This window comes from Paraburkholderia flagellata, assembly GCF_021390645.1.
Classification (GTDB): domain Bacteria; phylum Pseudomonadota; class Gammaproteobacteria; order Burkholderiales; family Burkholderiaceae; genus Paraburkholderia; species Paraburkholderia flagellata.
The window spans coordinates 640,240-654,232 of the sequence record NZ_JAJEJT010000002.1 but is presented as its reverse complement, the minus strand read 5'-3'; the positions used below and the strand labels follow the sequence as shown (position 1 = coordinate 654,232).

General features: G+C 66.0%; 10 protein-coding genes. 7 read left to right on the top strand and 3 right to left on the bottom strand.

Translation table 11 applies throughout. The features are described 5' to 3' along the window. Positions 1–3: 3 nt before the first annotated feature. On the bottom strand, positions 4–2,061 hold the full coding sequence (prpR, locus tag L0U83_RS17365) for a propionate catabolism operon regulatory protein PrpR (RefSeq protein ID WP_233884995.1): 2,058 nt from the start codon (positions 2,059–2,061) through the stop codon (positions 4–6). 242 nt (positions 2,062–2,303) lie between these two features. On the opposite strand from prpR, the gene prpB reads away from it, so the two are divergent. From prpB to prpF, 4 genes are all read left to right on the top strand, one after another. After that, entirely contained in the window at positions 2,304–3,194 is an 891-nt protein-coding gene (gene prpB, locus L0U83_RS17360; protein ID WP_233884991.1) for a methylisocitrate lyase, read from the top strand. Between the two features lie 51 nt (positions 3,195–3,245). Next, entirely contained in the window at positions 3,246–4,412 is a 1,167-nt protein-coding gene (prpC, locus tag L0U83_RS17355; RefSeq protein ID WP_233884987.1) for a bifunctional 2-methylcitrate synthase/citrate synthase, read from the top strand. 138 nt (positions 4,413–4,550) lie between these two features. After that, positions 4,551–7,148, top strand: coding sequence for a Fe/S-dependent 2-methylisocitrate dehydratase AcnD (acnD, locus tag L0U83_RS17350; RefSeq protein ID WP_233884986.1), 2,598 nt, complete (start codon positions 4,551–4,553; stop codon positions 7,146–7,148). Between the two features lie 58 nt (positions 7,149–7,206). Further along, complete coding sequence (gene prpF / locus L0U83_RS17345) at positions 7,207–8,397, top strand: 2-methylaconitate cis-trans isomerase PrpF (protein ID WP_233884985.1); 1,191 nt, start codon at positions 7,207–7,209, stop codon at positions 8,395–8,397. Between the two features lie 147 nt (positions 8,398–8,544). Here the strand turns inward: prpF and L0U83_RS17340 are convergent, their stop codons facing one another. Then, positions 8,545–9,408, bottom strand: coding sequence for a peptidoglycan DD-metalloendopeptidase family protein (locus L0U83_RS17340; RefSeq protein WP_233884984.1), 864 nt, complete (start codon positions 9,406–9,408; stop codon positions 8,545–8,547). A 713-nt stretch (positions 9,409–10,121) separates the two neighbouring features. Here L0U83_RS17340 and L0U83_RS17335 point away from each other — a divergent pair. Together L0U83_RS17335 and L0U83_RS17330 are read left to right on the top strand one after the other, a co-directional pair. Beyond that, entirely contained in the window at positions 10,122–11,219 is a 1,098-nt protein-coding gene (locus L0U83_RS17335; protein WP_233884979.1) for an OpgC domain-containing protein, read from the top strand. A gap of 126 nt (positions 11,220–11,345) precedes the next feature. Further along, positions 11,346–12,200, top strand: a complete 855-nt coding sequence (locus tag L0U83_RS17330; RefSeq protein WP_233884978.1) for an alpha/beta hydrolase — start codon at positions 11,346–11,348, stop codon at positions 12,198–12,200. Between the two features lie 36 nt (positions 12,201–12,236). On the opposite strand, the gene L0U83_RS17325 is transcribed toward L0U83_RS17330, so the two are convergent. Then, a complete protein-coding gene (locus L0U83_RS17325) occupies positions 12,237–13,304 on the bottom strand; it encodes an AI-2E family transporter (RefSeq protein ID WP_233884977.1) in 1,068 nt (355 codons plus the stop codon). A 380-nt stretch (positions 13,305–13,684) separates the two neighbouring features. On the opposite strand from L0U83_RS17325, the gene L0U83_RS17320 reads away from it, so the two are divergent. Next, on the top strand, positions 13,685–13,984 hold the full coding sequence (locus L0U83_RS17320) for a DUF3331 domain-containing protein (protein WP_028205587.1): 300 nt from the start codon (positions 13,685–13,687) through the stop codon (positions 13,982–13,984). Positions 13,985–13,993: the final 9 nt, after the last annotated feature.

The window sequence follows — 13,993 nt, the reverse complement described above, 5'->3', positions numbered from 1 at the left end:
GATTCAACCGCGCGGCGCCTTGCGAGGCGCCGTTGCCTCAGTTGCCACGGTTGGCTCGGCCACTGCTTCAGTTGCCACATTCGCGCGCTTGCCCTTCGCGGCGGAAAGGCGCCGCCAGAGCGTCGTCTTGCTGATGCCGAGCATCTCGCACGCGCGGTCGCGATTGCCGTTGCAGGCGTCGAGCGCGGCGCGGATTTCGTCGGCTTCGGTGTTCAGGCTGCGCTCGCGCAACGTCAGCGCGCCCTCTGCCGCCATTGCCTGGGCGCCACTCGCAGCGCGGCGCGACTCGAACACCTCAGGCGCGATCGAGCGCAGCACGTCCGGCGTCAGCACGTCCTCTTCCGAATCGGCCAGTTCCACCACCATCCGCTCGACCACGTTTTGCAGCTCGCGCACATTGCCGGGCCATGCGTGCCGTGCGAGCGCGCCGCTCACGAGCGCGAGCGTGCGCGCCGCATCTTCGGGCGTACGGATGCGCACGGCCACGCGCTGCTCGCGACGCGAGGCCTGCAACAGCAGTTCGCTCGCCAGCAGCGCGATATCGGCGCTGCGCTCGCGCAGCGGCGGAATGGCGAGATTAAGAATGTTCAGGCGATAGAAGAGGTCCGCGCGAAACTCGCCCGCCTCGATCTGCTCGGTGAGCGCGCGGTGCGTGGCGGCGACCACGCGCACGTCCACGCGCGTGGGCTCCGTGGCACCGAGGCGCACCACTTCGCGCTCCTGCAGCACGCGCAGCAGGCGGCTTTGCAACGGCAACGGCATCTCGCCGATTTCATCGAGAAAGAGCGTGCCGCGGTGCGCCGCCTCGATGAGCCCCACCTTGCCGCCGCGCCGCGCGCCCGTGAACGCGCCCTCCTCGTAGCCGAACAGTTCGCTCTCCAGCAGCGCCTCGGGAAACGCACCGCAATTCATGGCGACGAACGGAAAATCGCGCCGCGGACTCTCGCGATGAATGCCCTGCGCGATCATCTCCTTGCCGGTGCCGCTCTCGCCACGTATCAGCACGGTGGCGTCCGACTTCGCATAGCGCCGCGCGAGCTGGCGCACGCGCTCGATGCCAGGCGTTGCGCCGCTCAGGTCGTCCAGGCGATAGCGCGCGACGAACTGCTGCGTGCGCTGACGCGAGCGCAGCGTGCGGTCGAGCCGCTCCACCGCGCGCGACTCCTGGAACGTGAGCACGGCCCCCGTCGTCACGCCGTTATCGACGAGCGGCCCGCGATGCACGACATAGCTCACGCCGCGCACGGTCTCGAGCGATTCGCCATCGGCTTCGGGCAGCGAGAAGGCGATGTCGGGCGCGATTGCCGCGAGCGACTGCCCCGCCGCCGCCGCCGGATCGATGTCGAGCACGGCGGCGAGGCGCTGGTTGATCGCCTCCACGCGGCCGCGTGCGTCGAGCGCGACCACACCATCGCGCAGATGTTGCAGCACGCTGTCGAGGCGCTGGCGACGCTGCGTTTCGCGCCACGTGGCTTGCACGAGGTCCAGCGCGTTGTCGAAGGCCGCGCGCACCGAAGGCCGCGAGTAGACGAAAAACGGCACGAGCCCGAGCCGGGCCGCGAGATCGTTGACGAGGCCCGGCCCCACGACCGCGCCCACACCCCGGTCGCGCAGGTCGAGTACGCAGGCTTCGGCGTCCTGGACCGTGCGATATTGGCCGAACACCACGTCGATGCCATAGGCGCTGGCAAAGCGGCGCACCTCCACGGGCGTCTCGCCATAGGTGACGAGCGCGACGAGATCGGCTTCGCGGCGCGCGCGGGCAAGCGCCTGCATCACGTCGAAGCCGGTGGGCTGCACGAGCACCACGGGCAAGTCGATGCGCGCCTTCAGGTAAGTGCCGTTCGAGCCCGCCGCCACCACCACATCGGGCCGCTGGTTGGGCCCCGCCGCGGCGATTTCGGCCACCGCTTCCTCGAAGCCGCGCGGCACCACGCGCAGCTCCGCGAGTTCGTCGTATTCGCGGGCGATGTCGCGAAAGAGGTCGCGCAGGCGGCTGATGCCCATGGCCCACACACACGGGCGGATTGCGGGGGAAGCGGGAGCAGGGAAGCGGTTCATGGTGTCCAACGATGCGGTCCTGGCGTCTGGCGCCGCCGCCGATGCGGTCGAAAGCCGGCCGTCAGCCTGATTTCGCATTATCGCGCGCCGATTTCAATTTTGAAATCATGATTTCATCACGGAAATCAGGGCCTGCAACGCAGTTTGGCGAATTCCACGGAAAATCAATGCGTTAGCCTCGTTGCGCAGAGCTGGCACGCTATCTGCAGTATGAGTCGGCGATTCAATTGGAGACATCACGCATGAACAGCAAATCCCCCGCAAGCGCCGGCGCGCAATTCCGCGCAGCCGTGGCCGCCGAACAACCGCTGCAGGTCGTCGGCGCCATCACCGCTTATGCGGCCAAACTCGCGCAGGCGACCGGCTTCAAGGCCGTCTATCTCTCGGGCGGCGGCGTGGCCGCCAACTCGCTCGGCGTGCCGGACCTCGGCATCAGCACCATGGACGACGTGCTGACCGACGCCCGCCGCATTACCGACGCCGTGGACATCCCGCTGATGGTCGACATCGACACCGGCTGGGGCGGCGCCTTCAACATCGCGCGCACGATCAAGTCGTTCATCAAGGCGGGCGTGGCGGCCGTGCACCTGGAAGACCAGGTGGGCCAGAAGCGCTGCGGCCATCGCCCGAACAAGGAAGTCGTGGCCACCGGTGAGATGGTGGACCGCGTGAAGGCCGCCGTGGACGCGCGCACCGACGACCAGTTCGTCATCATGGCCCGCACCGACGCGGCCGCCGTGGAAGGCATCGACGCCGCGATCGAGCGCGCGGTGGCCTACGTGGAAGCGGGCGCGGACATGATCTTCCCGGAAGCGATGAAGACGCTCGACGACTACCGCCGTTTCCGCGCCGCCGTGAACGTGCCGATTCTCGCCAACCTCACGGAATTCGGCTCGACGCCGTTCTTCACCACCGAAGAACTCAAGAACGCGAACGTGGATATCGCGCTCTACTGCTGCGGCGCGTATCGTGCGATGAACGCCGCCGCGCTGAACTTCTACGAGACCGTCAAGCGCGACGGCACGCAAAAGGCCGCCGTCTCGACGATGCAGTCGCGCGAGGACCTCTACCGCTACCTCGGCTATCACGCGTACGAAGACAAGCTCGACGCGCTCTTTGCCGCGAAGAAGTAAATCCGGCCATACAGACCATTGATCATAGATACCTGGACAGAGGAAGACATCATGAGCGAAGCAGAAAACACCACGCAAGCCGCCGGCGGTTTCAAGCCGAAGAAGTCGGTTGCGCTTTCGGGCGTGGCGGCGGGCAACACGGCGCTGTGCACCGTGGGCCGCACCGGCAACGACCTTCACTACCGCGGCTATGACATTCTCGATCTCGCCACCGCGTGCGAATTCGAAGAAGTCGCTTACCTGCTCGTGCACGGCAAGCTGCCGAACACGGCGGAACTGGCCGGCTACAAGGCGAAGCTCAAGGCGCTGCGCGGCCTGCCCGCCGCCGTGAAGACGGCGCTGGAAGCCGTGCCCGCCTCGGCACACCCGATGGACGTGATGCGCACCGGCGTCTCGGTTCTCGGCACCGTGCTGCCCGAGAAGGACGACCACAACCTGCCGGGCGCGCGCGATATCGCCGACCGCCTGATGGCGTCGCTCGGCTCGATGCTGCTGTACTGGTATCACTTTTCGCACAACGGCAAGCGCATCGAAGTCGAAACCGACGACGACTCGATCGGCGGCCACTTCCTGCACCTGCTGCACGGCCGCGCGCCGTCGAAGTCGTGGGTCGACGCGATGCACGTGTCGCTCAACCTGTACGCCGAGCACGAGTTCAACGCCTCGACGTTCACGGGCCGCGTGATCGCGGGCACGGGCTCGGACATCTATTCGGCCATCACGGGCGCGATCGGCGCACTGCGCGGTCCGAAGCACGGCGGCGCGAATGAAGTCGCGTTCGAGATCCAGTCGCGCTACGAAAACGCCGACGACGCAGAAGCCGATATCCGCGCGCGCGTGGAGAAGAAGGAAGTCGTGATCGGCTTCGGCCATCCGGTGTACACGATCTCGGACCCGCGCAACAAGGTCATCAAGGAAATCGCCAAGAAGCTCTCGAAAGAGCAGTCGAACATGAAGCTGTTCGACATTGCCGAGCGCCTCGAATCGACGATGTGGGAAGTCAAGAAGATGTTCCCGAACCTCGACTGGTTCAGCGCCGTGTCGTATCACATGATGGGTGTGCCGACCGCCATGTTCACGCCGATCTTCGTGATCGCGCGCACGGCCGGCTGGAGCGCGCACATCATCGAGCAGCGCATCGACAACAAGATCATCCGCCCGAGCGCGAATTACACGGGTCCGGAGAATCTGAACTTCACGCCGATCAGCAAGCGCTGATCGACGCAAACCAGCCGTCCGGACGGACTATGACGTCCGGACGACTGGGAGACGGCGGCGCGCGCGTATAGAGTGAGGCCATTCGCTCATCGCGCACGAGAGCCGCCGCCAACCCACTACATCTTTGGTCCCCAAGCCGTGAATACCGCCTACCGCAAGTCCCTCCCGGGCACCCGGCTCGATTACTTCGACGCGCGCGAAGCCGTCGAGGCCATCCAGCCCGGCGCCTACGACACGCTGCCCTACACCTCGCGCGTGCTCGCTGAAAACCTCGTGCGCCGCTGCGACCCGGCCACGCTCACCGCTTCGCTCAAGCAACTCATCGAGCGCAAGCGCGACCTCGACTTTCCGTGGTTCCCGGCGCGCGTGGTCTGCCACGACATCCTCGGGCAAACCGCGCTCGTCGATCTCGCTGGCCTGCGCGACGCCATTGCCGACCAGGGCGGCGACCCTGCCAAGGTGAATCCGGTCGTGCCGGTGCAGCTGATCGTCGACCATTCGCTCGCCGTGGAATGCGGCGGCTTCGATCCGGACGCGTTCGACAAGAACCGCGCGATCGAAGACCGGCGCAACGTCGACCGCTTCGACTTCATCAACTGGACGAAGAAGGCGTTCAAGAACGTCGACGTGATTCCGCCGGGCAACGGCATCATGCACCAGATCAATCTGGAGAAGATGTCGCCAGTGATCCAGGCGCGCGAAGGCGTGGCGTTCCCCGACACCTGCGTGGGCACGGACAGCCACACGCCGCATGTGGACGCGCTCGGCGTCATCGCCATCGGCGTGGGCGGCCTCGAAGCCGAAAACGTCATGCTCGGCCGCGCATCGTGGATGCGCCTGCCCGATATCGTCGGCGTGGAGCTTACGGGCAAGCGCCAGCCCGGCATCACCGCAACCGACATCGTGCTCGCCCTCACCGAGTTCCTGCGCAAGGAAAAGGTCGTGGGCGCGTACCTGGAGTTCCGTGGAGAAGGCGCGTCGAGCCTCACGCTCGGCGACCGTGCCACGATCTCGAACATGGCGCCCGAATACGGCGCCACGGCTGCGATGTTCTTCATCGACAACCAGACGCTCGACTATCTGCGCCTCACGGGCCGCGAAGAAGAGCAAGTCAAGCTCGTCGAAACCTACGCGAAAACGGCAGGCCTGTGGGCCGACACGCTCGCCCACTCGCAATATGAGCGCACGCTCACGTTCGATCTTTCGAGCGTGGAGCGCAACATGGCCGGCCCGTCGAACCCGCACAAGCGCCTGCCCACGTCCGCGCTCGCCGAGCGCGGCATTGCGGGCAAGTGGGAAGAAACGCCGGGCCAGATGCCCGACGGCGCCGTCATCATCGCCGCCATCACGAGCTGCACGAACACGAGCAATCCGCGTAACGTGATCGCGGCCGCCCTGCTCGCGCGCAACGCGAACGCACGCGGCCTCGCGCGCAAGCCGTGGGTGAAGAGCTCGCTCGCGCCGGGTTCCAAGGCTGTCGAGCTTTACCTCGAAGAAGCCAACCTGCTGCCGGATCTGGAAAAGCTGGGCTTTGGCATCGTCGCATTTGCCTGCACCACGTGTAACGGTATGTCGGGCGCGCTCGACCCCAAGATCCAGCAGGAGATCATCGAGCGCGACCTGTATGCAACCGCCGTGCTGTCGGGCAACCGCAATTTCGACGGCCGCATCCACCCGTATGCCAAGCAGGCGTTCCTCGCCTCGCCGCCGCTCGTCGTCGCGTACGCGATTGCGGGCACGATCCGCTTCGACATCGAACGCGATTCGCTCGGCTCGGACAAGGACGGCAAGCCGGTGTACCTCAAGGACCTTTGGCCGAGCGACGAAGAGATCGACGCCATCGTCGCGAAGAGCGTGAAGCCCGAGCAATTCCGCAAGGTCTACGAGCCGATGTTCGCGGTGACGGCGGACAGCGGCGAAACGACCGACCCGCTCTACGACTGGCGCGCGCAAAGCACGTATATTCGCCGTCCGCCGTACTGGGAAGGCGCGCTGGCCGGCGAGCGCACGTTGAAGGGCCTGCGCCCGCTCGCCGTGCTCGGCGACAACATCACGACGGACCACCTCTCGCCTTCGAACGCCATCCTGTCGAACAGCGCAGCGGGCGAGTACCTCGCGAAAATGGGCCTGCCGGAAGAGGACTTCAACTCGTACGCCACGCACCGTGGTGACCACCTCACGGCGCAGCGCGCGACCTTCGCGAACCCCACGCTCATCAACGAGATGGCCGTGGTGGACGGCGCGGTGAAGAAGGGTTCCCTCGCGCGCATCGAGCCGGAAGGCAAGGTCACGCGCATGTGGGAAGCCATTGAAACCTACATGGAGCGCAAGCAGCCGCTCATCATCATCGCTGGCGCCGACTACGGCCAGGGTTCGTCGCGCGACTGGGCGGCCAAGGGCGTGCGTCTCGCAGGCGTGGAAGTGATCGTCGCGGAAGGCTTCGAGCGCATTCACCGCACGAACCTGATCGGCATGGGCGTGCTGCCGCTGGAGTTCAAGGCGGGCACGAACCGCACGACGCTCGGCATCGACGGCACAGAAACCTATGACGTGATCGGCGAGCGCACGCCACGCGCCGACCTCACGCTCGTAATTCACCGCAAGAGCGGCGAGCGCGTGGAAGTGCCGGTCACCTGCCGACTCGATACGGCCGAAGAAGTGTCGATCTACGACGCAGGCGGCGTGCTGCAGCGTTTCGCACAGGACTTCCTCGAGTCGTCGCAGGCAGCGGCATAAACGGGAAACGGGCGGCGCAGTGGCGACACATGCGCCGCCCTTCGTTTCAGGACAACACATGGCACACGTACCTCAGATCAAAATCCCCGCCACCTATATCCGCGGCGGCACCAGCAAAGGCGTGTTCTTCCGCCTGCAGGATCTGCCCGCTTCGGCGCAGCAGCCAGGCGTTGCGCGCGACAAGCTGCTCATGCGCGTGATCGGCAGCCCCGACCCGTACGGCAAGCAGATCGACGGCATGGGCGGCGCCACCTCCAGCACGAGCAAGACCGTGATCGTGTCGAAGAGCAGCAAGCCCGACCACGACGTGGACTACCTGTTCGGCCAGGTTGCCATCGACAAGGCCTTTGTGGACTGGAGCGGCAACTGCGGCAATCTCTCTGCCGCCGTGGGCCCGTTCGCGATCAGCGGCGGCCTCGTCGACCCGAGCCGCGTGCCCGATAACGGCGTTGCAACCGTGCGCATCTGGCAGGCCAACATCGGCAAGACGATCATCGCGCACGTGCCGATGACGAACGGCCACGTGCAGGAAACGGGCGACTTCGAACTGGACGGCGTGACCTTCCCCGCCGCCGAAGTGCAGCTCGAATTCCTCGACCCGGCCGCCGAAGAAGAAGGCGCTGGCGGCTCGATGTTCCCCACCGGCAACCTCGTGGACGACCTCGAAGTGCCGGGCGTCGGCACGCTCAAGGCCACGATGATCAACGCGGGCATTCCGACGATCTTCGTGAACGCCGAGGCCATTGGCTACACGGGCACGGAATTGCAGGATGCGATCAACGGCGACGCAGCGGCGCTGAAGAAGTTCGAAACGATCCGCGCGTACGGCGCGCTGCGCATGGGCCTCATCAAGAACCTCGACGAGATCGCCACGCGCCAGCACACGCCGAAAATCGCCTTCGTGGCGCAGCCCACGGGCTACACGGCGTCGAGCGGCAAGCGTGTGGAAGCGGGCGACGTCGATCTGCTGGTGCGCGCCATGTCGATGGGCAAGCTGCACCACGCCATGATGGGCACGGCCGCGGTGGCGATCGGCACGGCGGCGGCCATTCCGGGCACGCTCGTGAATCTCGCGGCGGGCGGCGGCGAGCGCAGCGCGGTGCGCTTCGGGCATCCGTCGGGCACGCTGCGCGTGGGCGCCGAAGCGCGCCAGGAGAACGGCGAATGGACGGTCACGAAGGCCATCATGAGCCGCAGCGCGCGCGTGCTGATGGAAGGCTGGGTGCGGGTGCCGGGAGACGCGTTTTAAGGAACGGCGTTAAGAAGCGCGCTGTTCGTGGTGATGAAAAAACCGCCCTGATGCTGCGATGCGTCAGGGCGGTTTTGCTTTATGGCAGTGTTGCTCCAACTACTGCCGGAGAACTCGACACTAGAAACGCAACGCCGCGCGCCGTATTCAACCTTGCGGCGACGAAGGCAGATACGGCATCGGATCCACGGGTTTCCCGTCGCGGCGCACCTCGAACAGCACCGCCACGCGGTCGTTGTTTTCGCTACCCATCTCGGCGATCTGCTGGCCCTGGTGTACCGTGTCGCCGGTCTTCACGAGCAGACGGCGATTGTGCGAATAGGCCGTGAGGAAATCCTTGTTGTGCTGGACGATGATCAGGCTGCCGTACTCGTTCAGGCCCGTGCCCGCGTACATGACCTTGCCGTCGGCGGCGGCGATCACCGGGTCGCCGGCCTTGCCCGCAATCTCGATGCCGCGCGTCGTGCCCGGCGCGAACGGTTCGACCACGCGGCCATGCGCCGGCCACACGAGCGCGACGCTGTTCGCATGACGCGCCACTTCGGCGGCAACCTGGCGGTTTCCGGCTGAGTTCGCGGTGGAGTTCGCCGTCGCGCCGCCAGCCTGCGGCGCGGCCACCTGAACGGTGATCGTCTGCTTCGAAACCAGCTTGATCGACTGACCCGTGCGCAAATGCCCGTTCGGCTTCAGATGATTCCAGGCGGTCAGGTCCTTGACCGAAACGCTGTGCTTTTGCGCAATGCGCGCAAGCGTGTCGCCGCGGCGCACGCGCACGTACGTCGTTTTCGTGACGACGCGCGTCACGGGTGCACTCGCCGCCTGTTGCGCGCTGGCGTCGGCACTCGTTGCATCCGAAGCCGGGGTCGCCGCTGCCGCCGTATCGGGCTGCGGCTGTTGCGGCTCCTGCTGGTTCATGTTGGCACAGCCGCCCAGCAGGGCCGCGAGTCCCAACGCGGCCCAGAACCCTTTGAGACCGTTGGTGCGCTGACCGATACGATCGTCTTCGAACATTGCTCTCTCCTGCGGCACCTGCCGCCGTGCGATGCAGCGAGTGGAGCCTGGACGGTCTGCTGCGTATGCCGCGCTCCCGCCCTCCTGGCGCTCCAGCTTGCCTGCGCCGGGCCGCTTCGATCTGCGTCTAAATCGACTGCATCCCGAAGCGATAAACATTCAATGCACGCCATCGCTGCGATAACGAACGAGCGTGCCATCTCAAAATCGATCCGGCATTGTAAAGCGCAACTCCTCTGAATCAGCCCAGGGAGAACACTTTGAAACAACTGTTAAATACGCGAATTCTCGCCCCACGAATCGTTGCCAAAAGGGCCAGGTGGAAGCGCCCAAACCCCCGTCGGCGCGGCGTCTGCCGCGTCAGCACGGTCGTGCCCCTTCCCCTGCCTTATCGGCACATGCCCCGGAATCTTGAACGGCGCAACGGCTGCGCCCACTGAAAGGCATTTGAAATTGCGGTAGTATCGGCGGCGTCAACGTAAACCCGAATCTCACGGGAACCCTTGCGTATTCGTCAGGTCTTTTCCTGCGCTTGCCGTGCAACCACCCTGGTGGTGCTGCACGGTTCGTGGCGCCTGACGCCCCGCGAACTTCGCCCGAATTGCTGATTTCCTGATTTTTCCTGGTAGGTACTTCCAGCATCTGCCCGCCCGGCCCGTCTGCCTCATCGGCTGCCTCGTGCGCCCCAAGCCGGCCAGGCCTCCTGCCCCAACATGTCAAAGTCATCCAACCGTCTAGTCGAACTCGATTTCTTCCGCGGCCTCGTCCTGCTCATCATCGTCGTCGATCACATCGGCGGCAGCATCGTCTCGCGCGTCACGCTCCACGCCTACGCACTGTGCGACGCCGCCGAAGTGTTCGTCTTCCTCGGCGGCTTCGCCACAGCCACCGCGTGGGCCACGCTCTGCGCGCGTCACACTGAAGCCGCGGCGCGGCAGCGCTTCATCAAGCGTGCATTCGAGATCTACCGCGCGTTCGTCGTGACGGCGCTGTTGATGCTGCTCGTCACCGCGATTCTCGTTGCGTGCAACGTGGATGCGCCCAACCTCGCCACCACCGATCTCGACGATCTCACGCTCGCGCCTGCCGCCGCGTTGCGCGACATCGTGCTGCTGCGCCGCCAGCCCTATCTGGCCGGCGTGCTGCCGATGTACGCCTGCTTCGCCCTCGTCGCACCGCTCGCACTGCCGCTCGCGCGCTCGCGGCCGTGGCTGCTGCTGGCCGTAAGCCTCGCGCTCTGGGGCGCCGCTCCGCACCTGGCGCCGTGGTTGCCACACGTCGAAGACGTGCAATGGGACTTCAACCCGTTCGCCTGGCAACTGATGTTCGTGCTCGGCGTGATCGCGCAGGCGCAACCCGTGTTCCAGCGGGTGAGCGCACACCGTTTCGGCACGCTTGTGACGCTCGCCGCGCTTACCGTCGTGGCGGGCGCCGCGATCTATCGCCTGCAGCTCGGCAACGTCGCGCTCGACGGCGACTTCAAGCGCAATCTCGCATGGTTCCGCGCGCTCAACTTCCTTGGCGTCGCGTGGCTCACGGCGCATGTCATCCGGCTCGGCTGGGCGAAGCGCGTGGCGCATGCGCTGCCTTGGGTGGGCCTGGTCGGCCGCAAGGGGATGCTCTCGTTCGTGGCCGGCGCCGTGATTTCGCTCACGGTCGATTCCGTGCTCTACTGGTACACCGACGGCTATCTGAACGTGCCGCTCGGCCTGTGCGCCGACGCCGTCGCGATCACCGCGCTGCTGCTCGTCGCGCGTGCGTCCGACCCGCTCAAGCGTCTGCTGCCTTCGCGCGCCAAAGCTGCCGCCTGAAACGACGCCGTTCGCAGCCAGTGAACTGCGCGACGGCTCGCCAGTCACGGCTTCCGGCGCGCACGAACGGCTGCTAGCATGATGACCCCGCGCCGCCGGCGCGCCACCGTCCTCGATGTCCCTGCCATGCGCAGACTCCTTCGCACCGTGCTGCTCCCGCTCGCACTTTCATGCGCGGCATTCGTCACGCCGGCGGCGCCTGCTGCTGCGAGCACGATTGCGGTCCGCACGTTCCACGCGGCGGCGCTCAACCGCGACTGGCCCTATGTGGTGTACCTGCCGAACGGCTATCGCGCCGACCAGGGCCGCTACCCAGTGCTCTATCTCCTGCATGGCAACAACGGCGAGCCCATGGACTGGATCACGCAAGGCCAGCTCCAGACCACCGCCGACACGCTGATCGCCCGTCACGAGATCCCGCCAGTAGTGATCGTGATGCCGCAGGGCGGCACCGACTGGTACGTCGACCGCAAGGAAAAAATGGAGACGGCGTTCTTCGAGGACCTGCTGCCCGAGATCGAGTCGCACTTCGCGGTGGACGATGCGCGCGACGCACGCGCGATCGGCGGCGTGTCGATGGGCGGGTTCGGCGCACTGCGCTACACGCTGGAGCACCCCGACATGTTCTGCGGCGCGCTGCTGCTTTCGCCGGCGGTCTACGCGGGCGACCCGCCGCCCAGCTCGGCGGCGCGTCACGTGGGCGTGTTCGGCGATCATCAGTTCGACGCGCAGATCTGGCGCACGCTCAACTATCCGGCACTCTGGAAGCCGTATTTCGCGCGCCCCTGGCGCGTACCGTTCTTCATCGCCGCCGGCGACGACGACCTCGTGATCCAGGCCGAGTCGTCGCTGCTCTACACACGGCTGCGCGAAGCGGGCAATACGGCGGCGCTGCGCATCGTGGACGGCGGCCACGTGTGGCCGGTGTGGCGTGAACTGCTGCCTGCCGCGCTCAAGTACACGCTTGCCTGCTTCCGCTGAGCGCGGCGCGTGGGGCGCCTCGCGGCGCAGTGAGCGTCACTCCGCCCAGTTCACCCAAAGCACCATCAGCACAGTCATGAGCGCCGGGCCGATGAAGATGCCGATTAGGCCGAAGGTCGTCGCCCCGCCCAGAATGCCGAACAGCACGAGCAGAAACGGCAGGCGCGTGGAATTGCCGATCAGCACGGGCCGCACGAAATGCTCGGCGACGAACACCACCACGAATCCCCAGACCGCGAGCGCGGCAGCGGCGATCAACGAACCCTGAATGACGAGCCACAGCGCCGCGCCGCAGAACACGATGGGCGCGCAAAACGGAAGCATGGCCGCGATGGCGGTCACGGTGCCGAGCAGCGCCGCGTGGGGCACGCCGGTCGCGATATAGGCGGCGGCCAGCAGCACGCCCTCGCCCAGCCCCACGACCACGAGCCCCGTAACCGTGGCGCGCACGGCGGCGGCCATGCGCTGCAGGAGCTGCGCACCATCGGCGCCGAAGGCGCGGCGCGCACCGCGCATCACCGTGGCTGAAAGGCGCGGGCCCGCCCGGAAAATCACGAACAGCGTGACGAGCATGAAGCCGAACGTCATCGTGGCGTGGGCGGCGCGCGCACCGAAGTGGCGGCCGAACGAGGCAATCGTGTCGCCGTGCAGGCTCTTCATGGCCGGTGAAGCCTTGAGCGGCTGGGTGAGATTGGCCTGCCACCAGTCGCTCACCTGGCGGCTGCCCACCGGCAGATGCGAAACGAAGTCGGGCACCGGCACGCCGCTCTCCTGGGCGTCGCGCAGCCAGAGGTACAGTTCGTGCGCCTCGCCGCCCGCCTGAATGGCCGTGACGGCGATCGGCAGGAGCACGAGCAGGCCGACCGCCGCCGTGAGCAGCGTGGCGATCAGCGTCTTGCGGCCCTTGAACCAGGTGCGGCGCTCGATCGCCTGATAGGCGGGCCACAGCACGATGGCAAAGACGCTCGCCCAGGCCACGGCGGGCAGGAACTCGCGCACGATCCACAGCGCCAGCAGCACGAGCGTGGCGAACAGCACCGCGGAGGCGGCGCGCTGGATTTTCTGCTCGTGTGCGGAGTTCGGAGCAGGCGGACGATGAATCATGTAACCTCGTGAAAATTCAAAAACAAGTGCTCGGGTTTCTGGCGGCGCAGCCAGTACAGCAAGCCAACGCGGTGCAGCAAGTCAAGCGAACCGGGCCAGTCTTTCCTCAGATTCACATCCGTCCCAGCCGTTCCGTCCCCACCCCGGAACGCCCTCCAGGCATCCGTTTTCGGGCCACTCGATGTCGCATTACGTACAACAGTGCGTTGCACAAATTCGAGATGTCGACCCTAATCAGCCGCAAACCCCCATTCCTTCGTTAATCACTACGTGTCGCAGGGCGATTGTTGCTAATAATGGAATGGTGTTTCAACGGCGACAGAATGGCACTTGTCAGCGCACAGGACTAAATTCGCGGCACCACACTTACGGAGCCGACAATGAAGAAAAAAGCGTGCCTCTCGCTTGACGGAGCCAACGGTGAGCGTATCGAGATACTCGAGCAGACGGATACGGCGCTGGTAATCCGCTGGGTCGAACCCGGGCGCTGCCATTATGGCGAACAGCGCTGGCGCCGCCGCTCGGCGCATTCTTCGGGCACCTGCGCCGTGTCGCGCCGCAAGATCCGCCGCGGCGACGCCGTGTTCAAGCCGGCCGAACGCCCCGCCCCGCTCAATGCCTCCGTCATGATCGCAGCCGAAGTGTTCGGCGACCTCATCGGCGCTGAACTGGCGAAGTAAGCGCAGCGA

What these genes read in the sequence shown, in the direction of transcription:
- prpR (WP_233884995.1), bottom strand. Translation starts at nt 2,061, where the DNA reads ATGAACCGCTTCCCTGCTCCCGCTTCCCCCGCAATCCGCCCGTGTGTG.
- prpB (WP_233884991.1), top strand. Translation starts at nt 2,304, where the DNA reads ATGAACAGCAAATCCCCCGCAAGCGCCGGCGCGCAATTCCGCGCAGCC.
- prpC (WP_233884987.1), top strand. Translation starts at nt 3,246, where the DNA reads ATGAGCGAAGCAGAAAACACCACGCAAGCCGCCGGCGGTTTCAAGCCG.
- prpF (WP_233884985.1), top strand. Translation starts at nt 7,207, where the DNA reads ATGGCACACGTACCTCAGATCAAAATCCCCGCCACCTATATCCGCGGC.
- L0U83_RS17340 (WP_233884984.1), bottom strand. Translation starts at nt 9,408, where the DNA reads ATGTTCGAAGACGATCGTATCGGTCAGCGCACCAACGGTCTCAAAGGG.
- L0U83_RS17335 (WP_233884979.1), top strand. Translation starts at nt 10,122, where the DNA reads ATGTCAAAGTCATCCAACCGTCTAGTCGAACTCGATTTCTTCCGCGGC.
- L0U83_RS17330 (WP_233884978.1), top strand. Translation starts at nt 11,346, where the DNA reads ATGCGCAGACTCCTTCGCACCGTGCTGCTCCCGCTCGCACTTTCATGC.
- L0U83_RS17325 (WP_233884977.1), bottom strand. Translation starts at nt 13,304, where the DNA reads ATGATTCATCGTCCGCCTGCTCCGAACTCCGCACACGAGCAGAAAATC.
- L0U83_RS17320 (WP_028205587.1), top strand. Translation starts at nt 13,685, where the DNA reads ATGAAGAAAAAAGCGTGCCTCTCGCTTGACGGAGCCAACGGTGAGCGT.